This window comes from Pseudomonas phenolilytica, from assembly GCF_021432765.1.
GTDB lineage: Bacteria > Pseudomonadota > Gammaproteobacteria > Pseudomonadales > Pseudomonadaceae > Stutzerimonas > Stutzerimonas phenolilytica.
The window spans coordinates 3685699-3710492 of record NZ_CP058908.1 but is presented as its reverse complement, the minus strand read 5'-3'; the positions used below and the strand labels follow the sequence as shown (position 1 = coordinate 3710492).

The 24794-nt window shown below is 61.2% G+C and carries 18 protein-coding genes, 2 other RNA genes and 1 pseudogene; 12 read left to right on the top strand and 9 right to left on the bottom strand.

From position 1 onward, the window contains the following. Positions 1-3 precede the first annotated feature (3 nt). On the bottom strand, positions 4-1176 hold the full coding sequence (locus HU825_RS17615) for an efflux RND transporter periplasmic adaptor subunit (protein ID WP_234302581.1): 1173 nt from the start codon (positions 1174-1176) through the stop codon (positions 4-6). A gap of 165 nt (positions 1177-1341) precedes the next feature. On the opposite strand from HU825_RS17615, the gene HU825_RS17610 reads away from it, so the two are divergent. After that, on the top strand, positions 1342-2271 hold the full coding sequence (locus tag HU825_RS17610; protein ID WP_234302580.1) for a ZIP family metal transporter: 930 nt from the start codon (positions 1342-1344) through the stop codon (positions 2269-2271). 9 nt (positions 2272-2280) lie between these two features. Here HU825_RS17610 and HU825_RS17605 read toward each other — a convergent pair whose 3' ends face one another. The 3 genes from HU825_RS17605 to HU825_RS17595 all read right to left on the bottom strand — a co-directional run bounded on the left by HU825_RS17605 (position 2281) and on the right by HU825_RS17595 (position 4915). Continuing rightward, positions 2281-3006: an OmpA/MotB family protein gene (locus HU825_RS17605; protein WP_234302579.1), complete on the bottom strand. Its 726-nt coding sequence runs from the start codon at positions 3004-3006 to the stop codon at positions 2281-2283. A 1-nt stretch (position 3007) separates the two neighbouring features. Beyond that, positions 3008-3817: a motility protein A gene (locus tag HU825_RS17600; protein WP_043297282.1), complete on the bottom strand. Its 810-nt coding sequence runs from the start codon at positions 3815-3817 to the stop codon at positions 3008-3010. A gap of 111 nt (positions 3818-3928) precedes the next feature. After that, the gene (locus HU825_RS17595; protein WP_043297281.1) at positions 3929-4915 is read right to left on the bottom strand and encodes an NAD(P)/FAD-dependent oxidoreductase; all 987 of its coding nucleotides are present in this window, start codon (positions 4913-4915) and stop codon (positions 3929-3931) included. 317 nt (positions 4916-5232) lie between these two features. On the opposite strand from HU825_RS17595, the gene ffs (HU825_RS17590) reads away from it, so the two are divergent. Beyond that, positions 5233-5329: signal recognition particle sRNA small type (ffs, locus tag HU825_RS17590), an RNA gene on the top strand. Between the two features lie 79 nt (positions 5330-5408). Further along, on the top strand, positions 5409-6854 hold the full coding sequence (locus HU825_RS17585; RefSeq protein WP_234302578.1) for a site-specific integrase: 1446 nt from the start codon (positions 5409-5411) through the stop codon (positions 6852-6854). A gap of 278 nt (positions 6855-7132) precedes the next feature. Here HU825_RS17585 and HU825_RS18970 read toward each other — a convergent pair. Further along, positions 7133-7315 (bottom strand): annotated as a pseudogene (locus tag HU825_RS18970) (Rha family transcriptional regulator); the annotation flags it as partial. Between the two features lie 123 nt (positions 7316-7438). Further along, on the bottom strand, positions 7439-7645 hold the full coding sequence (locus HU825_RS17575; protein WP_234302577.1) for a hypothetical protein: 207 nt from the start codon (positions 7643-7645) through the stop codon (positions 7439-7441). Between the two features lie 380 nt (positions 7646-8025). Between HU825_RS17575 and HU825_RS17570 the strand changes: the two genes are divergently transcribed. Then, positions 8026-8433, top strand: a complete 408-nt coding sequence (locus HU825_RS17570) for a MarR family winged helix-turn-helix transcriptional regulator (protein ID WP_234302576.1) — start codon at positions 8026-8028, stop codon at positions 8431-8433. A 402-nt stretch (positions 8434-8835) separates the two neighbouring features. Here HU825_RS17570 and HU825_RS17565 read toward each other — a convergent pair whose 3' ends face one another. Next, positions 8836-9657 carry an antA/AntB antirepressor family protein gene (locus HU825_RS17565; RefSeq protein WP_234302575.1) on the bottom strand — a complete coding sequence of 274 codons (822 nt, stop codon included), beginning with the start codon at positions 9655-9657 and terminating at the stop codon, positions 8836-8838. Positions 9658-10728: 1071 nt separating this feature from the next. Here HU825_RS17565 and HU825_RS17560 point away from each other — a divergent pair. The 3 genes from HU825_RS17560 to HU825_RS17550 are packed head-to-tail and all read left to right on the top strand — an operon-like array spanning position 10729 to position 16739. Next, positions 10729-12288 carry a type I restriction-modification system subunit M gene (locus HU825_RS17560; RefSeq protein ID WP_234302574.1) on the top strand — a complete coding sequence of 520 codons (1560 nt, stop codon included), beginning with the start codon at positions 10729-10731 and terminating at the stop codon, positions 12286-12288. Positions 12289-12293: 5 nt separating this feature from the next. Next, positions 12294-13541, top strand: coding sequence for a restriction endonuclease subunit S (locus tag HU825_RS17555; RefSeq protein WP_234302573.1), 1248 nt, complete (start codon positions 12294-12296; stop codon positions 13539-13541). Positions 13542-13556: 15 nt separating this feature from the next. Then, a complete protein-coding gene (locus HU825_RS17550; RefSeq protein ID WP_234302572.1) occupies positions 13557-16739 on the top strand; it encodes a type I restriction endonuclease subunit R in 3183 nt (1060 codons plus the stop codon). 51 nt (positions 16740-16790) lie between these two features. Here the strand turns inward: HU825_RS17550 and HU825_RS17545 are convergent, their stop codons facing one another. Then, positions 16791-17375 carry a recombinase family protein gene (locus tag HU825_RS17545; protein WP_234302571.1) on the bottom strand — a complete coding sequence of 195 codons (585 nt, stop codon included), beginning with the start codon at positions 17373-17375 and terminating at the stop codon, positions 16791-16793. A gap of 594 nt (positions 17376-17969) precedes the next feature. Between HU825_RS17545 and ffs (HU825_RS17540) the strand changes: the two genes are divergently transcribed. The 3 genes from ffs (HU825_RS17540) to efp all read left to right on the top strand — a co-directional run bounded on the left by ffs (HU825_RS17540) (position 17970) and on the right by efp (position 20023). After that, positions 17970-18066: signal recognition particle sRNA small type (gene ffs / locus HU825_RS17540), an RNA gene on the top strand. 207 nt (positions 18067-18273) lie between these two features. Continuing rightward, positions 18274-19413: an elongation factor P maturation arginine rhamnosyltransferase EarP gene (gene earP / locus HU825_RS17535; protein ID WP_234302570.1), complete on the top strand. Its 1140-nt coding sequence runs from the start codon at positions 18274-18276 to the stop codon at positions 19411-19413. Positions 19414-19456: 43 nt separating this feature from the next. Further along, positions 19457-20023: an elongation factor P gene (gene efp / locus HU825_RS17530; RefSeq protein ID WP_003289309.1), complete on the top strand. Its 567-nt coding sequence runs from the start codon at positions 19457-19459 to the stop codon at positions 20021-20023. Positions 20024-20121: 98 nt separating this feature from the next. On the opposite strand, the gene HU825_RS17525 is transcribed toward efp, so the two are convergent. Then, positions 20122-21471, bottom strand: a complete 1350-nt coding sequence (locus HU825_RS17525; RefSeq protein WP_234302569.1) for a class II 3-deoxy-7-phosphoheptulonate synthase — start codon at positions 21469-21471, stop codon at positions 20122-20124. Between the two features lie 113 nt (positions 21472-21584). Between HU825_RS17525 and HU825_RS17520 the strand changes: the two genes are divergently transcribed. Continuing rightward, positions 21585-22334: a spermidine synthase gene (locus HU825_RS17520; protein WP_234302568.1), complete on the top strand. Its 750-nt coding sequence runs from the start codon at positions 21585-21587 to the stop codon at positions 22332-22334. Positions 22335-22509: 175 nt separating this feature from the next. Beyond that, on the top strand, positions 22510-24648 hold the full coding sequence (locus HU825_RS17515; protein WP_431978480.1) for a methyl-accepting chemotaxis protein: 2139 nt from the start codon (positions 22510-22512) through the stop codon (positions 24646-24648). Positions 24649-24794 lie beyond the last annotated feature (146 nt).

Genomic DNA, 24794 nt, shown 5'->3' with positions numbered 1-24794 from the left:
TGATCAGTCCTGCACGCCGGTGGGAATCGGGCGCTCGCGCAGGCGCACCCGCCGGCCTTCCTCGGCTTCGGCGGCGAGAACGCGGTCGCCGGCCTGCAGGCCATCGAGTATCTCGCTCAAGGCGGTGCCGAGCAGGCCGAGACGCACATCCACCTGTTCGACCTTGCCGTCACGCACCCGCAGCACCCGCGCACGCTCGCCGTCGCGGCTGCGCAGCGCGTCGTTGGGCAGTACCAACGCCTGCTCGCGGCGTCCGGTCTCGATGTTCACCGATACCGTCATGCCCTGGCGCAGCAGTTCGGCCGGCTCTTTCAGGTCCAGGTGCACATCGATAGTGCCGCGTGCGGTGTCGACGCTGGGCGCGATGAAGCTCACGCGGGCGGCGAACGCACGCGTCGGATAAGCATCGGCGATCACCTGCGCGGCCTGGCCGATCGCCACGGGCGCGAGGTTCTTCTCGTCCAGCGGCAGGATGATTTCGCGTCGGCCGGCGCGGGCGATTTCCAGCAGCATGCGCCCCGGCTGGACCAAGTCGCCCGGCTCGACGGCGCGGGTCTGCACGATGCCATCGACCTGGGCGTGGATGCGCGTCTTGGCGAGGTTGGCGCGGGCGGCCTCCAGACGCTGGCGCAGCACCTGTTCCTCGCTGCCGCCGGGCGCCTGCGCGGCGGCAGCGAGGCGGGCGCGATCACGTATCACCCGCGCCGCCAGCTCAGCGCGACGGGCCTGCTCCAGCGGCTCGGAGGCCAGCAGCTTGCGTTCGAACAGGGTTTCGCGCCGCTCACGCTCGCGTACCAGTTGCTGCAGGTTGCTCTGCGCATCGCGCAGCGTGGCCTGAGCTTGCGGCCGGCTGCTGTCGATCAGCTGGCGCAGGGCGGCCTCGGCCTCGCGCAGGCGCGCCAGTTGTTCGTCGTCACGCAGCTCCAACAGCAGGTCGCCCGCTTTCACCGGATCGCCTTCACGCACGTGGCGGGCGGCGACCACGCCGGTGATCTCGCTGCCGATCTGGGCGACCGACTGGTTGTCCACCTCGCCGCTGGCAACCACCCGCTGCACCAGCGGGCGCGGCTCCAGGCGATAGCCCGGCAGCTCCGGCCCTTGCCAGTGCTGCCAGAGCAGCCAGCCGACGACCAGGGCCACCGGCAGGATCACCACGAGCGAGCGGCGATAAGGCATTGCGAGCACGTTTGAGCACTCCCCAGAGTATGTCGCCGAAGCTTACGGCCAATCCATTCGTCGAGCCATCCTCGCGCGGTGCCGACACCCGTCTATCGCGGTCATAGCAGGAACCGCCAGAAGGCGCGGCGCTACAATGAAGCCCCGCTCCAAGGATCCGATGACATGGATACTACGCAAAGCTCCGCTGCGACACTTCGCTCCGCCTGGATCGCCCAGGCGCAGGCCAATCCCTGGATTGCGACCGGGCTTGGCACTGCCTTGCTGGCGGTGCTGGTGCTGCTGCTGGCGAGCGGCTACAGCGCGCTGCACAACGGCGATCAGAACAACCTGCGCCTCGCCATGCTGGGCGGCAGTGCAGGGTTCGCTGCCACGGCGTTCGGTGCCCTGCTGGCTATCGGCTTGCGTGAGATTTCTACCCGCACCCAGGACAGCATGCTCGGCTTCGCGGCCGGCATGATGCTTGCGGCCGCTTCGTTCTCGCTGATCCTGCCGGGGCTTGCCGCCGGCCGGGAGATTTTCGACAGTGGTACGGCGGCGGCGTTGATGGTGGTCGTCGGGCTCGGTTTGGGGGCGCTGCTGATGCTCGGGCTCGATTACTTCACGCCGCACGAACATGAAAGCACAGGGCCTTGCGGGCCGGATTGTGAGCGGTTGAATCGCGTCTGGCTGTTCGTGCTGGCCATCGCCCTGCACAACATTCCCGAAGGCATGGCGATCGGCGTGAGTTTCGCCAATGGCGACCTCGGCGTGGGCGTGCCGCTGACCACGGCGATCTCTATCCAGGATATTCCCGAGGGCCTGGCAGTGGCGCTGGCGTTGCGTACCACCGGCCTGTCCGCGCTGGCCTCGGCGCTGGTCGCCGCGGCTTCCGGTCTGATGGAGCCGCTCGGTGCGCTGGTCGGTCTGGGCATGTCCAGCGGTTTCGCCATCGCCTATCCGGTCAGCATGGGGCTGGCGGCCGGCGCGATGATCTTCGTGGTGTCCCACGAGGTGATTCCCGAAACACACCGTAACGGCCACCAGACGCCGGCGACCATCGGCCTGATGATCGGCTTCGCAGTGATGATGTTCCTCGACACGGCGCTCGGCTGAGCGCCGCGCTCAGGGTGCGGGCGGCTGGGTCTGCATCACCAGTTCGACTCGTCGGTTGCCGGCGCGGCCCTGGTCGCTGGCGTTGTCGCGTAGCGGGCGGGTTTCAGCGTAGCCGGTCGCGCTCATCCGGGCGGCGGCGATGCCGCTGACCTGCAGGTAGCGCACCACGCTGCTGGCGCGGCTGGCTGACAGTTCCCAGTTGGACGGAAAGCGCGGCGTCTGGATCGGCAGGTCGTCGGTGTGGCCCTCGACGATGATCCGGTGCGAGGTGGCGGCGAGTGTCGGGATCAGCCGGTCGAGCACGGCAAACCCGGACTCTTCGAGTTCGGCCTGGCCGGAGCCGAACAGGATTTCGCTGCTGATGCGAAAGCTGATGCTGCCCTCGTTGACGATCACCTCGATGTCCTCGCCCAGGTCCGGCAGCACCGGTGCCGGTTCGCGCGCCTGCTCCGGCAGTGGCGGCGCGGGGGCAAGCGCGGCAATCGCCTGCACTTCATCGGATGGCTGTGGCGTGCCGATAACGAGCGGTGCCTGCCCCTCGGGAGCCCGTGCTGCGCCGGATTGCCGTGTTGCGCCGTCGCCCTGGCCGGCGAAGGCGAGCATCACCACCAGCATCACCAGCAGCAGGGTGATCATGTCCAGGTAGGTGAGCAGCCAGCCCTCCTGTTCTTCTTCGCCGCGAGGCTCGACGTGCCACCTGGCGAAGCGGTCGTTGCGTCGTGCCGAACCGTTCATTTCAGACGTCCGGCTGCGCGGCGCGTGGCTTGCGCGGGTTGCCGTCGCGAATCTCGTCGTCGTGATGGGCGAGGAAAGACTTCAGGGTCTCGCGCATGTAGGCCGGGCTGCGCTTGTTGCACATCATCGCGATGCCCTGCATCACCAGATTCATCAGCGCGACGCGCTGCTCGGTGCGCCGCTCCAGCTTCACCGCGACCGGTTTGAGCAGCAGGTTAGCCAGTAGCACGCCATAGAAAGTGGTCATCAGTGCGACCGCCAGGCTGCGGCCGATCTGCTGCATGTCGCCGCTGCCGAGCAGGAACATCAGGTTGATCAGGCCGACCAGCGTGCCGATCATGCCGAATGCCGGCGCGTAGCTGGCCATCGTGCGGAACAGTTGCGCCTCGGCGTTCTCGCGCGCGCGCAGCCGGGCGATGCGCCACTGCAGCAGGTCGGTGATGTCTTCTTCCGGTGTGTTGTCGATCACCAGCTGTACGCCGGTGCGCAGGAACGGGTTCTTCACCTGCTCGACGGCCCGTTCCACGGCCGGCAGCTCGCCAGCGATCCACAGCCGGGAAATCTGGACCAATTCTTCCAGGTCCTGGCGGGTGTACAGCCGTTCGTTGCGCAGCACCGTGCCGATCAGGCCGAACACGCGCATGACCTCGCGCAGCGGGTAGCTGATGAAGGTCGCGGCCAGCGTACCCACCAGCACGATGCCCAGACTGGGCAGGTCGAGATACAGCGCGGGATCGTGCGCGGCGAACAGCATGACCACCGCAAGCAGTGCGACGCTCGCGACGATACCGATCAGGGTTGAGGGGTTCATCGAAACTCCCGAGAGGCAAGGACATGCCGACCAAGCGCGGCATTCAACCGGGAGATTCGGCCGTTTCCGGCGCAACTTTAGCGAGCCGCATGCCGGCTCGCGCAGTCGCCGCTATAGATGTTCGAGCAAACGCCGGGCCGCTTCCTGGCCACTGAGCCAGGCGCCTTCGACCCGCCCGGAGAGGCACCAGTCGCCACAGGCGTACAAACCCAGCCCCGCATCGGCGAGCGCGCCCCATTCATGGGGCTGCGCCGGGCGCGCGTACAGCCAGCGATGCGCCAGGGTGAACTCGGGAGCGGGCACGACACAGTCGATCAGCTCGGCGAATGCACCGAGCAGCTGCTCGCTGACGGCCTCCTTGGACAGATCGAGGTGCTGACGACTCCAGCTGTTGGTGGCATGCAGCACCCAGGTGTCCAGGCGTCCGTTGCGCCCGGGCTTGCTGCGCTCGCGTGCCATCCAGTCGAGGGCGTCGTCCTGCACGAAGCAGCCCTCCATCTGAGTGGGCAGCGGCGTGGCGAAGCCCAGGGCGACGGCCCAGGTCGGTTCCATCGCGACGCTGGCGGCGACGGCCGCGAGCTTCGGTGCGGCGGCCAGCAGCGCACTGGCTTGAGGTGCCGGGGTGGCGACGATTACGTGGCTGAAGGGGCCGTGGCTGGCGCCGTCGGCATCCACCAGGGTCCAGAGTTCCTCACCGCGAAACGCTTCGGTGATGCGGCAGCTGAACGTTGCCGGCAGATCGCCGAGCAACGCGCGGGCGATCGACGCCATTTGCGGCGTGCCGACCCAGCGCAGCTGTTCGTTGGTCGACGGTTCCAGCTGGCCGGCACGGGAAAGGTAGAGGTTGGGCGACCAGGGGGCGGCCCAGCCTTCGTCCTGCCAGTGCTGCAGCGCCTCGCGAAAACGCCGGTCGCGCGCGGTGAAATATTGGGCGCCGAGATCGAGCGAGCCGCTCTCGATCTGCTTGCTGGCGGTGCGCCCGCCGCAGCGGCGGCTCTTGTCGAACAGCCGGACGTCCTGACCCGCCGCGTGCAATGCCTGAGCCGCGGACAGCCCGGCGATACCGGTACCGATGATGGCGATGGGAGCCTTGCTCATGATTACCTCATTGCTGTTGCCATCCGCCGCGCCGCTACGAAGGGTGCCGGCGGCGCAGCATGTTTGCGTGACAGGTGTTTTACTCCAGCCGCGCACTTTCATCCTCGAACAGACGCCCGGCTTTGGCTAGGGGCAATTCGTACCATGCGGCTAACGGATGGCGCGCCTGATCCCTTGACTGACCGACGGTAGCGGCTGGCGTTCGCCCCAGATGCGATCTTCTGCCCTGGCACCGCAGCTAGACAGCGGTTGTAACTTGTCGATAAGCCGGTACAATGGCGCCGCTCGCCGCCAGGCGGGTTCGTCATGGTGGGCTCTGTCGGTCCCCCCGCAACGATCAGCCGTGAACCCGGTCAGGCCCGGAAGGGAGCAGCCGCAGCGGTGACATTGTGTGCCGGGGTGTGGCTGGCAGGGCTCACCTCCATGACGTATCTCCTTGATTTCTAACGGTTTTTCGCTCTGATCACGCCAGTGATCCAAAGGGTGATCCACCGTGTCTTCCGTCCCTTCTTACCTCTGGTTGTCCCGTCACTCGATCTTCTATTTCAGAATCGTGGTGCCTGGAGTGCTCCGTCCGCTTTTCCCTTGTTCCGAGATCCGCCGTTCACTGCAGACACGCTGCAAGCGCGAAGCGCTGATCCGTGGGCGCGAATTGCTCCTGCAGGTTCAGCAGCTCTACACCCAGGCATTCCAGGGCATTCGGCCATCCCTCGACTCCCTGCGTGGTGCCTGGGAGGCGGGCGGTAAGCGAGTTGCTAGTTGGGCTGCGTGGCTCCGTCAGCAGCAGTTGGTTGCGCTTGCGCAGAAGCCTTTGGATCAGGGGCGGGGAGGCAAGGTGAGAGGGCTGCAGAAGCCCGGCAGTGCCCCTTCAAGAGCCAAGCAGGGGCAGCCAGATAGGCTGGTAGCGGATGCGCCAAGCAACGCTCCACGCTTCTCTAAGGTGGTTCAGGAGTGCCTGGAGCAGCAGTCTCATGAAGGCGTGGCTGCGAAGACGCTATCCGACAAGCGTTCCGTGGCTGAGCTGATGACTCGGATCGTGGGTGATTTGCCTGTCGATCTCATCACCCGCCAGGATGCCCGCAAGTTCCGCGAGGTAGCTCTCAAGCTGCCGCCGAGGATGAACCAGCTTCCCGAGGGGCAATCGCTGGAGCAGATCATCGAGACTGCCACCACCACGATCAGCCTCACCACGTTCAACAACTATGTGAAGAACCTGACAACCTTCTTCTCCTATGCCATCCGTGAGGGCTACTGCGAGCGCAACCCGTTCGATGGGCTTCGAGTCAGGCAGCGAGGCAAGGTCAGCGAGGAGCGCAGCGTCTTCACTGAGGACGACCTGCGCCGTCTGTTTTCGAAGCAGGTTTACGCATCAGCCAACTCGGCTCAGCCGCATAAGTACTGGCTGCCGTTGCTCGGCCTGTATACCGGAGCGAGGCTCAACGAGTTATGCCAGCTCTATCTGGATGACGTGGTCAGCATCAATGGTATCGACTGCCTCCACATCCGAGCGACCAGGCCCGATCAGAAGCTGAAAACCGTCACTTCGGAAAGGCTCGTGCCGATCCACTCGCAGTTGAAAACGCTCGGGTTCCTTGAGTTCGTCCAGGCGCAGCGGGAGGCTGGCCATCAACGTCTTTTCGCGGAGCTGACCTTGCACAAGGCGCATGGCTACGCTGCCGCTCCCTCCAAGTGGTTCACTCGGGTTCGTGATCAGTTGGGCTTCCGTGATGGGGCAGAGCGCAAGGACTTCCACAGCTTCCGCCACACGCTTGCTGATCACCTGAAGCAGAAGGGAATAGTCGAATCGCTGGTTGGCGGCATTCTTGGCCACCAAAGCGGCGGGATCACCTTCAGTCGATACGGGAAGGACTTTAGGCCGGAGGTGCTGGCCCCGGTGATTGAGGCAGTGGATTTTGATGCTGCTGAGTGGCTGCGGTGATTGGTGATGATGGCCATCGTGTTGACGCCTTCCAGGGTACGCACGAAGGTGGCCAGGGACTCCTGACGCAGCGCCACGCAGTTGTCGAAGACGACAGCCTTCGGTGCCATCTCCTTGTTCTCTAGGGCGAGCTGCTCGTTCTTCTCTGCCAGCTCGGCAGCCAGTCGCAGCGCCTCGGGTAGTGACTGCGGGACACGGAAGGCTGCGCCCTTGGCTTGTTCCTCCAGCTCATGCAGACGGTCGATGACCTTGGCGCGGAGCGGGATGCTGTAGCCGGTTAGCAGGATCTCGACCTCGCGGCGCGGTAGGTGGATGGCAGCGGTATAACCTCGGGCATCTCGCTCCTCACGCACATGGTCCAGATTTGGACCATCTCCGAGTTCGGCCAACATCACGCGGATGTCGCGGATAACATGCTTGTGTTCCTTCCCAGTCAGCTCTGCGATCTCGCGGCTGCTCATGGTTACCGGCTTGTTGATCAGTGCGTTTGTCATGTTCTGTCCTCCAGAAAAGACGAAGCCCGCTCAGAGGCGGGCTATGGGTATTCGCTGGTAGTGAGGGTTTTTCCGTGATCGTGGAAAAAGTCAGTGGCCTGGGCCGATCAATGCCTTGAGGTTCTCGGCGGTCTCTTTAGCCGCCTGGGCTTCCGCGATCAGGAGCAGGTTCTTCTCCTGCAGTCGGTCGATCTGCTCGGTGTTGCGGCTGACCTCCACGTTGTTGGCGGCGGTCAGTTGTTCGAGCTGGTCGATGGTCTTCTGGAAGGACTTGAGGATCTTGTTGAGCTGGATCATGCGGGCCTCTCGTCGGGAGGTAAGGCCGAGAGGCGAACTATGCGTGTGCGGTTAGTTGGGCTGGCCGGTTGGGGCTCCATGCCGCTGCTGTCCTTGTCCGGACTGGCGCTGCCAACTATTGAGTTGCGCATTTAATTCTGCACTGCAAATAACTCGGAAGTGGGAACGTTGAAGCGCTCCAACACGGTTTGCTATCTGTAGCGAATCTGACAAATGAATCGGAGGATTCAGCCAATGATCGGCAATCAATTTGGCTTCAGCGTCTCTATTGGCAAAGCACGTCTTTGCTTATTCATCGGTGACGTGTACGTCCGAGTGCCGAGGTGCTTTGAGCTGGCCTGGAATGGCACTGGTTTCTATTTCGGTAAGGATGGAGCGTGATGCACATGGAAACCACATTAAGCAAACACGCCCTGGCTTATGATCGGTATGCACTTGTCCAGCTTTTCAAAGCGATTGAGGAGTTCCGTGGCGTTGACCCAGAGATGCCAGCACAAGGCGTGGCATTGTTCCTCTACTCGGCGATCTACCCAGGCTGCACGATGGCGGATCTGCAGAAGAACCTCGGGATGACCCAATCGTCCTGCTCAAGGAACGTCTCGGCCTTGTCGGAATGGCATCGTCTCGAAAAACCAGGACTCGGATTGATAGTGGCATCGCCAGATCCGATGGAACGCCGCAGGAAGATCGTGCAGTTGACCGAGAAGGGGCAGCAACTGGCCGTCTCCCTGACCGAGGCGGTGATGAACCCGGTTCGACTGTCGTCGTTCTCGAAGGCGGCACGGTAAAAAATAACCCCCAGCACCAAGCCGATAGATCGGCCTCCTGGCTGTCCAGGCGAAGGGTGATGGGGGTTCTGTTAGTCGCTGATTGTAGGCGCCAGCCGGAGCACCGGAAGGTTCATCTGCTGGGCTGCTTTCCATCTGCGCTTGTCTGCGGCCAGGATCTCGCTCAGCAGCGGATGCTGGAAGGTGCCTCCGGTAGTTGCAGCCAAGCTCGAATTGCTCCGACTCCTGGCCTTCCTCACTTCGCTGGCGATGCTCTTCATAAGCGAGACCCTTCTGTGATTCTCTGCTTGGATCGAGCTACCAGTTTGAAGTCGGTTTGCCAGACGATGCACAGCAGGTACACCAGTGGAACCAAAGGCCAGAGAAGCAGGGCGCCCAGGAAGATCAGTTCAGGTAGACGCATCAGGCCACCTCCGCTGGGGTCTTGATGTAGTCGCTCGGGTCGACGCTGTTTCCGTAAGGCAGGTTCAGTACTGCCTCGATCTGCGACAGCGTGAGGCCGCCAGCCAACATGGTCAGGGCGGAGTCGTAGGCTCGGGCGTACTGGTTTAGGTCTTCTGGGCAGAGTACATCACGGATGCCTTTGCCTACCTTGGCCCTCCATTCACCTGCAGAGAGACCAGTCATCACCCTGCACACCAGCGACATGAGTGTCTTCTGGGTATTGAAGGCTTCCTGCTTGACCAGGCTCTTCGGTAGCTCACCAGCCTTGGCCTTGTTACCAGCAACCACGAATGCCTGATGGGCCACTTGGTTGTCGATGGTGGTGATCATGGAGCCACGGATCGGCGTGTACCTCAGGAGCTTGTTTCCGAGTTCCTCCATATCGAGGAAGTAGTCGCGCACGAAGAAACCCTCGTTAGTGTTTGCCGTCATCGCTAGATGTGCAGCACAGTCGCGGCTGAGGGTGTAGTCAGTGCGAGGGCGCTTGCCTGTCGGAGTCTGGTGCTCTAGGACTTCCCCATTTTTCCCGAATCTGTGAAATATGGCTGAAGCTCCGCGAGTTACCCAGTTTGCGAACTTCCCCTCGGGCTTGCCGATGTTCTCCCACAACTTGCGGGCATCAATACACGGCTCTGTTCTGCTCTCGACAAAGGGCAGTATCCGGCGAACCCGGATCATCCTCTCGGCCTGTTCGTCGGTGAAGCCAAGAGTCTGCATGACGTGCTTCGGACAGTCAGCCGGGGTGTAGTTGAAGGTCTTGCCAGTGCGTTTGCTTTTCATGGCGTAGATGTTCCTTTTTGTTCAGCCGTCAGAGTCCCTTCCATCCATGCCACCAGCTCCCATCTACAAGGGAAACACGGACGGCTCGGACGGCTGGACAAAACGGGCTGGGTTTGAGGGGAATCTGCAAGGGATGCAGGGTTGATGCTTGGTGACTTGCCCAGGAGTTCCCCGATGCCTGGAAGCCATCCATGGGCCAAAGCCTGGGCAGCAGTGGTTGCCTAGGTCGCTACTGTGCTGAGGCCAAGGCTGATGGATGACAGAGGCGAATGGGGAAACTCCTGGGCGGAGTCATCTGGAGGTACATGAAGATGAGCAGGAGGTGGGCTGGCAGAGAGGCTTGGGCTTCCTGACAACCACCTGACGGGGATGATCACTGACAACATCGTCATCGGTGATCATCGATCCTGTGTCAGCAGTGTTGGGGAGGCATCAAGAGCAACTTGCGGTGCTGCTTGAAGAGCACCTGTCAGTGTCCCCCGCAAGACAGACTTGATGCTGTCTCATTGCTTCGTTCTTCATTGATGGATTGATGGTAATGACCATGGATGAAGGACAACTCAAAGACACTCATAGAGTGGCTTCGCCATCCACCGCTACACCCCGCGAGTCATCGCAGGTAGCCAGCCTCGACTAGGTGCCATCACCCCCTAGCCAGCTATGTCAGGTTCGTCATCACCCGTGACTGCTGACCTGTTGGTCGGAGCAGTGAGAGGGGCTGTACGCCTGAAGCTCAAAGTAGCAGTAGGTACTCGGCGGTTGCCTCGCTGGGCTGTTGCCTTTCCCAGGCTCGATCAGTCGTCCTTGGTGGCATGTCAGAACAGACGACCGAGCGTCATGGTCGAGGATCGAACGCACGGGATTGCGCGTTCTTTCCTCCATACCTGTGTGGTAATCGATCTTCGTCGAACGTGATGCGATCTTGCTGGAGTGGCGCTGACGGAAAGCTGGCTGCTTCTCTTCGGTGGCAGGGCATGTGATGGCACTGGGGGCCAATCAGCCACGCGCTTGATCGGTTCACGTGTGTAGTAAGCTCATCGGCATTTGTGTATTACTGCGTGGAGATGTGCCTTGGTCACTGGAGATGTAGAGAAGCGTTTGTGGGCTGTAGCTGACCAACTATGGGCCAACACGGGGTTGAGGCCGGGGGAGTTCTCGGTGCCTGTCCTGGGGCTGATCTTCCTGCGATATGCCGAGAAGATGTACGCCGCTGCCGAAGAGAAGCTGGGGCCGATTGGCTCTGGTGGTCGCCGCAAGGTCAGCAAAGATGACTATCTGGCCGAGGGCGTGATCTTCCTTCCAGAGAAGGCCCGCTTCTCCTATCTGCAGACCCTCACCGAGGGCGATGTCATCGGTCTGGCGATTAACGAAGCCATGAAGGCCGTTGAAGAAGAGAACGTCGACCTCAAAGGCGCTCTGCCTCGCAACTACGTCCAGCTTGGCAACAAGGTGCTGCTGGAACTGATCAAGCTGCTCGGGCCTGTGGATCTCAGCGGGGACGCTTTCGGTAAGGTCTATGAGTACTTCCTGGGCAACTTCGCGCTGAAGGAAGGCCAGAAAGGCGGGGTCTTCTACACCCCCGAGTCCATCGTGAAGCTGATCGTCGAGATCATCGAGCCGTTCCATGGGCGGATCTTCGACCCGGCTTGTGGATCGGGTGGCATGTTCGCCCAGTCGGCTGACTTCGTTAAACGCCACCACAAGACGGCGATGGAAGAAATCTCCATCTTCGGCACCGAGAAAGAGCAGGTCACGGTCAATCTGAACAAGATGAACCTGGCTGTGCATGGCCTGTCCGGTGATGTGCGTATTGCCAACACCTACTACGAAGACCCGCATGAGGCGGTTACTCGTGATGGTGGGCGCTTCGACTTCGTTATGGCCAATCCACCGTTCAACGTATCGGGGGTCGACAAGGAGCGTCTTGAGGGCGATCTGCGTTTCCCGTTCGGTGTTCCGAAGACAGACAACGCGAACTACCTCTGGATCCAGCTCTTTTACGCATCGCTGAACAAGAACGGTCGTGCTGGTTTCGTTATGGCGAACTCGGCGGGTGATGCCCGAGGCAGTGAACAGGTCATCCGGCAGAAGCTCATCGAGAGCGGCGCAGTCGATGTGGTCGTTTCGGTCGGCTCGAACTTCTTCTATACCGTGACCTTGCCGTGCACGCTGTGGTTCTTCGACAGGGCGAAAGAACGTGATGCGGAGCGAGCAGACAAGGTTCTCTTTATCGATGCTCGCCACATCTACCGGCAAATCGACCGGGCTCACCGCGACTGGCTGCCTGAACAGATCGAGTTCATTGCCAATATCGTGCGGCTGTATCGAGGTGAGGCTCCAGAGCTAGACCAGGGAAGTGCTGAGTTGCTCGCCGAGAGAGGACTGGGCGATGGCTACGTGAATGTGCCGGGGCTATGCAAGGTTACTAGTCGGGGTGAAATTGAAGCGCAGGGTTGGTCGCTGAACCCTGGACGTTATGTTGGAGCAGCAGCAAGGGAAAGCGAGGATGTAGACTTCGTAGAACGTCTGGAGGAGTTGACCGAAGAGTTTGAAGTTCTAAATGGCGAGGCTAGAGAGTTAGAGTCAGCCATATCATCCAGTTTGGGATTTTTACTTGAGAGTGCGAGCTGATGCTTATGGGGGCGCTCAACGATTGGCGTGAGGTTAGGCTTGAAGATGTTTGTGAGCGTATCACTGTCGGGCATGTTGGCTCGATGGCGAATGAGTATGTAAGTGAAGGTATCCCTTTTCTTCGCTCGCAGAACATTACTCCTTTCAAGGTCGATTTGCGCGATGTTAAGTACATAACCTCGGAGTTCAATGAAAAGCTAAAGAAGTCTGCGCTGAGGCCGGGGGACGTTGCGGTTGTTCGAACTGGGTATCCCGGAACTGCTGCGGTTATTCCTAGGGCCCTGATGGTTTCAAATTGTTCTGACTTGGTCATAATCCGCCCAGGTGAAGAAATTGATTCATGGTTTTTATCATGCCTCTTTAACTCCGTGTGGGGTAAAAACATGGTTGCTGGCAATCTGGTTGGGGTTGCTCAACAGCACTTCAATGTTGGTGCTGCCAAAAACCTTCGCATTCGTCTTCCTCCGATTCAGATCCAGCAGACGATTGCATCAATACTTCGAAACTACGACGACCTAATCGAAAACAACACGCGCCGCATCGAGATTCTCGAAGAAATGGCGCGGCGGTTGTACGAGGAGTGGTTCGTTCAGTTCCGCTTTCCGGGGCATGAGGGGGTGGAGTTCAAGGAGAGTGAGCTTGGGCTGATTCCTGAAGGCTGGAAAGTGGTTGCCCTAGAAACGGCCGTTGAAATAAACCCAAAGACCAAAGTAGAGCGTGATGGCGAGAAAGTCTTCGTCCCTATGGGGGCGTTATCTGAAACGGGGATGGTAATTTCTGGTTGGGAAATTAAATCGGGGAATAGCGGTGCTAAGTTCCAAAATGGGGATACCTTGGTTGCTCGTATCTCTCCCTGTCTTGAGAACGGGAAAACTGGCTTTGTTGATTTCTTGCCCGCCAACCAGCCTACTGCGTGCGGATCAACGGAGTTCATAGTCCTACGCTCTCGCTCACTGTGCCCGGAGATGGTTTATTGTCTTTCGCGAAGTGATAGGTTTCGCGAAGTGGCCATGAAGAGCATGTCGGGAGCCACAGGTCGCCAACGTGTCCGAGTAGAGAGCCTTTTGGGTTATCCCATAGCGCAGCCTGAAAACGAGCTCGTTGCCAAGTATCATGCTTTTGCTCAGCCTTGTTTCAAGGAAATCAGGGTGCTTGCAAATAAGAACGCGAACCTTCGCCAGCAGAGAGACCTGCTACTCCCCAAGCTAATATCCGGTGAGATCGACGTATCCGATATCCCCATGCCGACCTAAAAGGAGTTCAGGCGCATGAGTCCAGCAGCACCGCATTCGCACGACTATTCCGAGGACACGTTGGTCGAGCAGCCAGCCATCGTGCTGTTCGAGTCTCTCGGCTGGGAAACTGGGAACCTCTACGCAGAGTGGACAGGTAGTTCCTCCAGCGAAGGTCGCCAGACTCAGCAGGATGTGGTGCTGGAGGGGCGTCTGCGGGCTGCGCTGAGCAAGCTCAACCCTGACTTGCCCAGCGATGCCATCAATCTGGTGGTCGAGGAATTGGCCCGAGATCGTTCCAAGCTGCTGCCGGTCAACGCCAATCAGGAGGTCTATCGGCTGCTGAAGGATGGGGTGCCTGTCCCGGTCACCGATGAGCACGGACACAACACGCTCAAGGTGGCCAAGGTCATCGACTGGGGCAATGTCGAGGAGAACGACTTCTTCCTCGCCTCCCAGTTCTGGGTGAAAGGGGATTACCACACCCGGCGCACCGATCTGCTGGGTTTCGTGAACGGTATTCCGCTGTTGTTCGTTGAGCTGAAGGCAACGCACAAGACGCTCAAGGCCGCCTACGACGACAACCTCACCGACTACCGGACTGTCATCCCGCAGCTCTTCACCTATAACGGCGCACTGATGCTGTCTAACGGTTCTCAGACGGTGGTGGGTAGTACCTTCTCGCCGTGGGAGCATTTGTTCGAGTGGAAGCGAATCAACGATGAAGGTGAGAAGGGTGTCGTCTCCCTGGAAACAGCCATCAGGGGCATCGGTGAGCCTTCCAGGCTGCTGGACATCGTCGAGAACTTCACCGTCTTCGAGGATGTGGCTGGTGGTGTGATCAAGAAGATCGCCAAGAACCACCAGTACTTGGGGGTCAATAAGGCCATCGCTGAGGTCTGGCGAACCAAGGATCGCCCCAAGGATCAGGCCGGGCGGCTTGGCGTCTTCTGGCACACCCAAGGCTCAGGCAAGTCTCTGTCGATGGTCTTCTTCGCTCAGAAGATCCTGCGCAAGATCCCAGGTAACTGGACGTTCGTGATCGTCACCGACCGCAACGAACTGGACGAGCAAATCTACAAGACCTTCGCCGCTACAGGTGCTGTGGGGGAAGTCGAAGCCCATGCCACCAGCGGTGCTCACCTCAAGCAGTTGCTCAGCGAAGATCACCGCTACGTCTTCACGCTGATCCAGAAGTTCGGCACGAAAAAAGGCGAGGTCTACCCGCAGCTCTCTGACCGCCAGGACATCATCGTCATCACCGACGAAGCTCACCGTTCCCAGTACGACACGCTGGCCATGAACATGAGGACGGCACTCCCCAATGCCGCCTTCCTGGGCTTCACCGGGACGCCACTGATGGCTGGCGAGGAGAAGACCAAAGAGGTCTTTGGTGACTACATCTCCGTCTATGACTTCGGCCAATCCATCGCTGACGGTGCCACGGTTCCGCTGTACTACGAGAACCGCATTCCCGAGATGCAGCTCATCAATGACAACCTCAACGAGGACATGGCGGCGCTACTCGAAGAGGCCGAGCTGGACGAGGAGCAGGAGCGCAAAGTCGAGCAGGTCTTCGCCCGTGAGTACCACCTGATCACCCGAGAGGATCGACTGGAGGCAATCGCCAAGGATCTGGTGAGCCACTTCGTTGGTCGTGGTTACCAGGGCAAGGCCATGCTGGTGTGCATCGACAAGGCCACCGCCGTTCGCATGTACAACAAGGTTCAGGATCACTGGAAGACGTATCTGGCTGAACTGAAGGCTCAACTTGCAAAGGCTCCCAAGGAGCAGCAGGAAGAGCTGCAGCACAAGATCCAGGTGATGACATCGACCGATATGGCGGTGGTCGTCTCCCAAGGTCAGAACGAGGTGAAGGAGCTAGCCGACAAAGGGCTGGACATCATCCCGCACCGTAAGCGCATGAATGAAGAGAACCTGGGCGAGAAGTTCAAAGACTCCAAGGATCCGCTGCGGTTGGTCTTCGTGTGCGCCATGTGGATCACCGGCTTTGATGTGCCGTCTTGCTCGACCATCTACCTCGACAAGCCGATGAAGAACCACACACTGATGCAGACCATCGCTCGTGCCAACCGGAAGTATCCAGGCAAGGAGGCGGGGCTGATCGTCGACTATGTTGGGGTCTTCCGTAAGCTGCAGGAAGCCTTGGCAATCTACGGTGGGGCTTCTTCTGGCGAAGATGGTGAAGGTGAGCCAATCAAGAACAAGGCCGAGCTGGTCGAGTACTTGAAGCACCTGCTTGCCAGGGGGATCTCGTTCTTGTCCGAGCATGGAGTGAACGCCCAGGTCATCAAGGATGCTCAAGGCTTCGAGAAGGTGGCCAAGCTGGATGATGCGGTTGAGCAACTCATTGCCAATGAGGAAATCAAGAACAGCTTCATGAGTCAGGCCCGGATTGTGTCTCGGGTCTACAGAGCGATTCTTCCCGACCCTGATGCCAATGAGCTTGCTCCTGACGCTGTGCTGATCTCCGTGATTGCCCAGAAGATCAAGGCACTGGCTCCTCCTGTCGACATCTTCGATGTAATGCAGCAGGTCGAGGAATTGCTGGATCGCTCCATCGCTCCGGTGCCTTACATCATCAAGGAAGACGATGATCAGCCACTGCATGACCTCAGCCAGATCGACTTCGAGAAACTCAAGGAGAGGTTCAATCAGGGACGTAAGCGCACCGAGGCCGAGAAGCTCCGGGCCTTGCTGAGCATGAAGCTGGAAACCATGCTGACCGAGAACCCCACTCGCAAGGACTTCATGGAGAAGTTCCAGAAGCTGATCGACGCCTACAACTCTGGCAGCCTGAACATCGAGGTGTTCTTCAAGGGGCTGGTGGATCTCACTGCTGATCTGCAGGTCGAGGATCAACGAGCTATCCGCGAGAACCTCTCCGAGGAAGAGCTGGCTCTGTTCGACATCCTGACCAAGCCAGTGCCTGAACTTGCAGACAAGGAAAGGGCGCAGGTGAAGAAGGTCTGCAAGGAGCTTCTGGAGACCCTGAAAGCAGAGAAGCTGGTGCTCGACTGGCGCAAGAAAGACAGGGCCAGGAGTGATGTGCGGCGCACTCTGGAGATCGTCTTCGACCGGGGCTTGCCTGAGAGCTACGACGAGGGGATCTACAACGAGAAGTGCGAGCTGGCCTTCCACCACATCTTCACGAGCTACTACGGGGCTGGTGAGAGCGTGTACTCGGCCATGCGGTAACGGTGTTTTGGGGGAGCAAAAAATAATGCACCCCAAAACCCACAACCTCGTCTACACGGCTGCCGCTTGTGGCACTCGCAGCACCCTGCAAGCCCGCTTCACGGCAGCCGTCGAGATCCCCCAGTGCTTGGCGGTATCTGCAATGCTGGCCTCGTTCTCTTTCCTCCAGATAGCCACGGCCTGATCATCGATCACCTTCGGAGCGCCCAGCTTCTTGCCATGCGCCCTGGCTCGCTCGATCCCAGCCATCTGGCGGGCCTTGATATTGGCTCGCTCCAGCTCTGCTACCGCAGCCAACATAGTGAGCATGGCCTTGCCGACTGGGCTGGATAGGTCGAAGCCTTCGCGCATCGAGACCACAGTTACGCCCTTGGCTTTCAGGGCTTCCACTGTCTCCAGCACATCGATGGTATCCCTGCCCAGGCGGTCGATGGCTGCCACGACAACCGTGTCTCCCTTCCTGGCATAGGCGTGGAGTGCCTTGAAGCCCTCCCGTTGCAGTGCCTTGGTAGCACCGCTGGTTGCCTCATCGGAGAACCACTCGCTCACATTGAAGCGTTGGCTGATGGCGTGGCGCTGGGCCTCGGTTGTTTGGTCGTCGGTGCTGACTCGGACGTAGGCGATGGTGGCGGTCATGGCTGATAGCTCCTTGAGCGCTAGGTGGATCATAAGGCTGGCTCAAGATGTTATTGCGTGGATCGGAAAAAATCAACAATTCTGATCCAGTCGAAGGCCGCAGCGCTTCGTTTGGCTTAAGCTGGCTCGGAAGGTACACCTTCTGATCCACCCCCTTAGTACGCACGGGAACCCATCTCGCGGTCGTGCGGGCTGATCTGTCCTTCCATCGAGACCTCTGGCCAGAGCGCGGTACTCGTTCACATGGAAGTGAGATCGAGGCCCGTGGGTTGTCGTCGTGCCCCGGCTCACCCTAGCTGTCGACAGGGAAGCCTGAGCATCGTGTTTGATGGGGAGGGGGTGCCCTGTTTATTCAGGCGAGGAGGGGTGGGTACCGGGGGGAATCGAGTGGGACGGCTCGATGGATAGGGGCTCGCATTTTTTGCAAAAAATGGCCGGTGGGGTGTGGCCTAGTGATCCAAAAGGGATCCAGAAGTGATCCGAAACGGTGATCCAAAGCGCTCCCAAAGGCTCATGCCAGCGCTATAGAATGTGGTCTCCGATTGATAGTCGTGCGACGAGCAGAAAACGCTAGAAGTCAGGAGTGGCGAGGCTTTCAGGCCTTCCCGCAACGATCAGCCGTGAACCCGGTCAGGCCCGGAAGGGAGCAGCCGCAGCGGTGACATTGTGTGCCGGGGTGTGGCTGGCAGGGCTCACCTCCATGACGCCTTCTCGCAGTTTCCTCCTTTACCTTCCTGTCTGATTACGGCCGTTGTGTCGGACATCCGCGTGCGTGGCGTTAGCCTCGGCGGTAGAACAGCGACCGATTTGCAGGGCCGACAATGATCCGTATCCTGCCTCGATTGGTTTGCAATGGGCGCCATGCACGGTGGCGAGCCTGCGTTCGAAGGAGTTCGGTTTGTCTGTGAAAGTTGCCTGGGACATCTTCTGTGTCGTGGTGGACAACTACGGCGATATCGGCGTGACCTGGCGCCTGGCGCGCCAGCTGGCCGCCGAGCATGGCCAGCGGGTGCGGCTCTGGGTCGACGATCTGGAGACCTTCGCCCGCCTGTGTCCTGGCACCAGCGTGAGCGCGGCGCAGCAGTGGCACGAGGGTGTCGATGTGCGCCATTGGCCGCGCGAGTGGGGCGGCGCCGAGCCGGCCGATGTGGTCATCGAGGCGTTCGCCTGCGAGCTGCCACGCGCCTATATAAATGCAATGGCCGCGAGCAGCCGGCGCATTCTTTGGCTGAACCTGGAATACCTCAGCGCCGAGGATTGGATCGTCGGCTGCCACGCATTGCCGTCGCTGCAGTCCAGTGGGCTGCAGAAGTACTTTTTCTTCCCCGGTTTCGAGGCGAGGACCGGCGGGCTGATCCGCGAGGCGGACCTCGTTTCGCGCCGCGAAGCGTTCCAGGCCGATCCGGCGCGCCGCGAGGATTTCCTTGCCAGTCTGGGTGTGGTGTTGCAACCCGGCGCGCGGCTGCTGTCGTTGTTTGCCTACGAGAATGCCGCCGTAGCTGGCTGGCTCGATGCGCTGACGGCCGATTCGCGGCCGAACCAGCTGCTGGTGCCCGAAGGTCGCGTGCTGGCGGATGTCGCGGCATGGCTCGGCGTACCGTCGCTGCGGCCGGGCGAGCGCCATCAGCGTGGCGCGCTGCAGATCGCCGTGGTGCCCTTCATGACTCAGGACGAGTACGACCTGCTGCTGTGGAGCTGCGATTTCAACGCGGTGCGCGGCGAGGAGTCGTTCATTCGCGCGCAGTGGGCGGGGCGTCCGCTGGTGTGGCACATCTATCCGCAGGAAGACGATGCGCACTGGGACAAACTACATGCCTTCCTCGATCTGTACAGCCACGATCTGGCGCCCACCGCGCGCGGCGCGCTACAGGACTTCTGGCGGGCATGGAACGCCGGGGAGGGCGCCGGACCCGCCTGGAGCGCGCTGCTGGATGAGTATCCGGCGCTGCTGGCGCATGCCGAGGCCTGGCTGCACAAACAGGTGGCGAATGGCGATCTGGCTGGAAAGCTGGTGTTTTTTTACACAGATTGGCTATGATACGCCGCCTGTTTTTTGTCTCTAATTCCTATCGGATGTTCGTATGAAAACCGCACAAGAGTTCCGTGCCGGCCAGGTGGCCATCATCAACGGCGCACCCTGGGTCATCCAGAAAGCCGAGTTCAACAAGTCCGGCCGCAACAGTGCCGTGGTCAAGATGAAGCTGAAGAACCTGCTCAACGGTTCGGCGACCGAGACCGTATACAAGGCCGATGACAAGCTGGAGCCGGTAATTCTCGAGCGCAAGGAAGTGACCTACTCCTACTTCGCCGATCCGCTGTATGTCTTCATGGACGACGAGTTCAACCAGTACGAGATCGAGAAGGCCGACCTCGAAGGCGTCATGACCTTCATCGAAGACGGCATGACCGACGTCTGCGAAGCCGTGTTCTACAACGACAAGGTGATCTCGGTCGAACTGCCGACCACCATCGTTCGTGAAATCGTCTACACCGAGCCGTCGGTTCGTGGCGATACCTCCGGCAAGGTGATGAAGACTGCCCGTCTGAAGAACGGTGCCGAGCTGCAGGTTTCCGCTTTCTGCGAAATCGGCGACTCGATCGAGATCGATACCCGCACCGGCGAGTACAAGTCCCGCGTCAAGGCCTGATCGCCTCCTCGCGGACTCGCAACGAAAAGCCCGGCCAAGTGCCGGGCTTTGTCGTTTCTGCGGTCTGTCGGGCCGGAGCACCGATTGGGTTCGCGCGGTCAGTGCGGACGCAGCTGTTTCAGCGTCTCGGCAATCATGAACGCCATCTCCAGCGACTGGTCGGCATTCAGTCGCGGATCGCAGTGGGTGTGGTAACGGTCGCTGAGCCCGGCTTCGGTGATCGCGCGCGAGCCGCCGAGGCACTCGGTGACGTTCTGTCCGGTCATCTCGATGTGGATGCCGCCCGGGTAGCTGCCCTCGGCGCGATGCACGTCGAAGAACTGCCGAACCTCTGCCAGTACCCGCTCGAAATCGCGGGTCTTGTAGCCGCTTGAGGCCTTCATGGTGTTGCCGTGCATGGGGTCGCAGCTCCACAGCACCTGTCGTCCCTCTTGCTGCACTGCGCGGATCAGGCGCGGCAGGCCGGCTTCGACCTTGTCGGCGCCCATGCGCACGATGAGATTGAGGCGGCCGGGGTCGTTCTGCGGGTTGAGGATATCGATCAGGCGGATCAGATCTTCGCTGTCCATGCTCGGGCCGACCTTGACCCCGATCGGGTTGCCAACACCGCGCAGGAACTCCACATGCGCGCCGTCGAGCTGGCGGGTGCGGTCACCGATCCACAGCATGTGCGCCGAGCAGTCGTACCAGCCGCCGGTGAGGCTGTCCTGACGCACGAAGGCTTCCTCGTAGTTCAGCAGCAGCGCCTCGTGAGCAGTGAAGAAGCTGGTTTCGCGCAGTTGCGGGGCGTCGCTCAGGCCGCAGGCACGCATGAAGCGCAGCGTTTCATCGATGCGCGCACCGAGCTGGTGATACTTCTCGGCCAGCAGCGAGTTGGCGATGAAGTCCAGATTCCACTGGTGCACCTGATGCAGATCGGCGAAGCCACCCTGAGCGAAGGCGCGCAGCAGGTTGAGGCTGGCGGTGGATTGGTGGTAGGCCTGCAGCAGGCGCTCCGGGTCCGGCACGCGGCTCTTCTCGTCGAAGCCGATGCCGTTGACGATATCGCCGCGATAGGCCGGCAGCGTCACGCCGTCGATGGTTTCGTCGCCGGCCGAGCGCGGCTTGGCGAACTGCCCGGCCATGCGGCCGACTTTCACCACCGGGCAACCGGCAGCGAAGGTCATGACGATGGCCATCTGCAGCAGCACCTTGAAGGTGTCGCGGATCTTGGTGGCGGAGAACTCGGCGAAGCTCTCGGCACAATCGCCGCCCTGTAGAAGGAACGCACGACCCTGGGTGACTTCGGTGAACTGGCGTCGCAGTTCGCGCGCCTCGCCGGCGAACACCAGCGGCGGCAGGCCGGCGAGGGTGCGCTCGACGCGGGCGAGGTGATCGGCATCGGGGTAATCGGGTTGTTGCTGAATCGGTTTGCTACGCCAGCTCGACGGGCTCCAGGCGGTGGTCATGGGTGGATATCCATTCGCGAAAAAGTGCGGCGATGTTACCGCAAGCGCTGGCCGATGACTGATAGCGACCATCAATCGGCTGCTAAGATGCGCGCCTTCCGCGGGAGAGCGCAATGCAAGACGAAGAACGGCTGCTGGCCGAGGTGCAGGATGATTTCGGCCTGATCCGGGTATACGAGGTCGGCGACTACCGCTTCCTCGAGTTCGGCGCGGCGGTCGAGCAGAGCTGCGTATTCACCCCCGATCCCAGCTGGCTGGAGTACGACTACACGCGTGCCATGCTGATCGGCGCGTTGTGTCATCCGGCGCCGGAAACCGCGCTGTTTCTCGGTCTGGGCGCCGGAACGCTGACCCAGGCCTGCCTGGAGTTCCTGCCGCTGGAGGATGTCGAGGCCATCGAGCTGCGCCCGGCGGTGCCGGAGCTGGCGATGCGTTATCTCGGCCTGCGCAACGATTCGCGGCTGTACATTCGCGTCGGCGATGCGGTCGAGCTGCTGGAAACGGCGGAAAGTGCCGATCTGATCTTCGTCGACCTGTATACCGATGTCGGCCCGGCGGCGGCGCACCTGGCGTGGAATTTTCTGCGCCAGTGCCAGCATAAGCTCGCCCCCGGCGGTTGGCTGATCATCAACCAGTGGGGCACCGATGAGGGTAAACCGCTGGGTGCGGCGCTGCTGCGCGGTCTGTTTCATCGGCACTACTGGGAGTGCTCGGTAAAGGAGGGCAACGTGGTTCTGCTGGTGCCGGCCGATCTGGAGCAGACACTGGATTTCGCCGGTTTGCGCGAGCGTGCCGCCGCGCTCGAGCCGCGCCTGGGCTACTCGCTCGACTCCCTCATCGCGGCGTTGCGCCCGGCAAGCTGAGTGCTCCCTGGTGGTGCGTCGGTCGCGGCGTTTGCGTTGTGCATGCTTTCTTTGTGTGCGCGACTATCCGTTTCACGGCTGAAACCCGCGTGCTTGAGCTGGTCCGGTAATTGCACTTTGCCAGTGCATATCTGCCAGCAAGGAGCCAGCCGTGAGCAACCTTCAAAGTCCTCTGATGCAATTGTCCGCCCGCGAACGCCGTTGGCTGCCCTGGCTGGGCGGCACGGGCAAGCTGGCCATGGGCTGGTCATGCTGGCTCAATCGCCACAGCGTCGCGACAGTGGAAGAGGTGTTCGAGGGCATCGCCCAGTCGCGGGCGCGGGTGTTGCAGAGCTGGGTGGCGACGCTCTGGGATCAGTTGAGCGATGCGGCCGGCGCACTCGGTGCGGATGCGCTGCGCGCCGATACCGCATTGCTCGAAGCCAAGCGCGTGCAGATGGTCGATCTCTCCGAGTTGTTCGTGATCGATCTGCAGGGCCGGGTGGTTGCCTCGACCTGCGGTGCTCACGTCGGTCAGCAGGACCTGGACAGTCGCGCCGTCGCCGAGGGGCTGCGCCAGCCGTTTCTGCATGGGCCATACACGGACGCGCTGACGCTGCGCCTTGGCCCGACCAGTTCACGCTTCCACGATGCCGTGACGCTGATGTTCTATCAGCCGCTGACGGTTGCCGGAAAAACCGTTGGCAGTCTGTGCGCGCGTGTTCCCAACGATGTACTGGGCGATCTGATCCAGCGCGAAGCCGGGCACATTTACCCGGAGTCCGGCGACAACTACCTGTTCATGGTCCAGTCGCGCTTCGATGGGCGCATCCAGCCCGGCACGGCGTTGTCGCGCTCGCGCTTCGAGGATGCCACCTTCAGTCATGGCGATAACCTCAAGGGCGGCATCCGTACCGCCTGGGGCACGGTGCAGGTACGCTCGCACACCGAGCTGGAGCTGCGCTTCACCGACCCGGCCACCGGCCAGCTGCATCCAGGCGTGCGGGAAACCATCGCCAAGGGCGCCAACCTGTTTGTCACCTATCCGGGGTACGCCGATTACCGCCATGTACCGGTGATCGGCAAAGGCATGACCTTCCAGTTGCAGGGCTCGCCGGATCGCTGGGGCATGATGTGCGAAGCCGATCTGGAAGAGGTCTACCGCCGCCGCTCGCTGAGTTTCGGGCTGATGAAGACCTACCTGTCCACCGTGACCACGCTGTTCGCCGTCGGCGGCTTGCTGCAGGCATTCAGCGGCCTGTCGCCCAGTGCGCTCTATCTGCTCAACGGTCTGTTGCTGTTGCTCGGCGCCTGGATATTCGCCGCGTTCGGCCCGCGTCGACTGGCTGCGCGGATGCAGCAGATGACCGATGTGATCCGTACCCTGGCCGAGGGCGAAGGCAACCTGCGCCAGCGCATCGACACGGCGCAGATGCCACGTGATGAAAGCGGCGACATGGCGCGCTGGATCAACAGCTTCATCGACAGCCTGGATGGCGTGGTCGGCCAGGTCATTCAGGTATCCATGCATGTGCGCCATGACAACGAGCTGATGCTGGCGCGCAGCAGTGAGGCGGGGCAGACGACCAGCGGTGTCGCCGAGTCCGTCCATCAGCTGTTGCTGTTGGTGGAAGAGCAGCTGGGCGAGATCCAGCAGGCCTCCATGACGGCCGAGCAGATGAAGACGGCTATGGACGAGGTAGTCAGCCGTGCCCGCGAGCGTTTCGAGCGGGTACGCTTCGGCACCGAATCGATCCGCGACGTGGTGCAGCGTTCCGCGCAGAGTGTGCAGCTGCTCGACAGCCGCATGGGGGAGATCGACGCGATCGTTTCTTTGATCAGTGACATCACCACGCAGACCAACCTGCTGGCGCTGAATGCGGCCATCGAGGCGGCGCGCGCCGGCGAGCACGGCCGGGGCTTCGCCGTGGTGGCCGGTGAGGTGCGCTCGCTGGCGCAGCGTACCGCCAGGGCTGCGCAAGACATCCGCGCGCAGGTGGAAAGCCTGCAACAGGAGACTCGCCAGGCGGTTGCCTTCATGGAGGACGGCGTGCAGGACGTCGACAGCAGTCTGCGTCTGACCGAGCAGGCCACCTCCGAGAATGTGCACCTGCACCAGACCGTCGAGCGCATGTTCGAGATCATCAAGGGGCTCAACGAGCGCAGCCTGCATTACGGTCAGACCATCCGCGGCGTCGACCAGGCCTCCAGCGAAATGGGTCTGACCTTCGGCGTGCTGCAGGACAGCGCGGCGCGCGTGCGCCAGACCGCCGGCAAGTTGCATCAGCTGGTCGGGCGTTTCCGCGTCAGCGCCGCCAACAGTGAGGCGGCCTGAGTCACGCGCCGCGAGCGAATCCGGGGCATGGCTGGCTGACGTCGCCGTGCCCAACGCTCGCCCTGCAATCGCCCATCGTGGATACCTATGCAAAATACGCGCACAGGTTCAGCTAATTCCGGTATAGTACGCGCCGGCTGAAACCC

Bases quoted from the DNA above. Each gene is read 5' to 3' on its own strand.
- HU825_RS17570 (WP_234302576.1), top strand. From the start codon at position 8,026: ATGCACATGGAAACCACATTAAGCAAACACGCCCTGGCTTATGATCGG.
- HU825_RS17600 (WP_043297282.1), bottom strand. From the start codon at position 3,817: ATGAACCCCTCAACCCTGATCGGTATCGTCGCGAGCGTCGCACTGCTT.
- HU825_RS17610 (WP_234302580.1), top strand. From the start codon at position 1,342: ATGGATACTACGCAAAGCTCCGCTGCGACACTTCGCTCCGCCTGGATC.
- HU825_RS17565 (WP_234302575.1), bottom strand. From the start codon at position 9,657: ATGAAAAGCAAACGCACTGGCAAGACCTTCAACTACACCCCGGCTGAC.
- HU825_RS17615 (WP_234302581.1), bottom strand. From the start codon at position 1,176: ATGCCTTATCGCCGCTCGCTCGTGGTGATCCTGCCGGTGGCCCTGGTC.
- HU825_RS17595 (WP_043297281.1), bottom strand. From the start codon at position 4,915: ATGAGCAAGGCTCCCATCGCCATCATCGGTACCGGTATCGCCGGGCTG.
- HU825_RS17525 (WP_234302569.1), bottom strand. From the start codon at position 21,471: ATGACCACCGCCTGGAGCCCGTCGAGCTGGCGTAGCAAACCGATTCAG.
- HU825_RS17545 (WP_234302571.1), bottom strand. From the start codon at position 17,375: ATGACCGCCACCATCGCCTACGTCCGAGTCAGCACCGACGACCAAACA.
- efp (WP_003289309.1), top strand. From the start codon at position 19,457: ATGAAAACCGCACAAGAGTTCCGTGCCGGCCAGGTGGCCATCATCAAC.
- HU825_RS17515 (WP_431978480.1), top strand. From the start codon at position 22,510: ATGCAATTGTCCGCCCGCGAACGCCGTTGGCTGCCCTGGCTGGGCGGC.
- HU825_RS17555 (WP_234302573.1), top strand. From the start codon at position 12,294: ATGGGGGCGCTCAACGATTGGCGTGAGGTTAGGCTTGAAGATGTTTGT.
- HU825_RS17605 (WP_234302579.1), bottom strand. From the start codon at position 3,006: ATGAACGGTTCGGCACGACGCAACGACCGCTTCGCCAGGTGGCACGTC.
- HU825_RS17520 (WP_234302568.1), top strand. From the start codon at position 21,585: ATGCAAGACGAAGAACGGCTGCTGGCCGAGGTGCAGGATGATTTCGGC.
- HU825_RS17550 (WP_234302572.1), top strand. From the start codon at position 13,557: ATGAGTCCAGCAGCACCGCATTCGCACGACTATTCCGAGGACACGTTG.
- HU825_RS17575 (WP_234302577.1), bottom strand. From the start codon at position 7,645: ATGATCCAGCTCAACAAGATCCTCAAGTCCTTCCAGAAGACCATCGAC.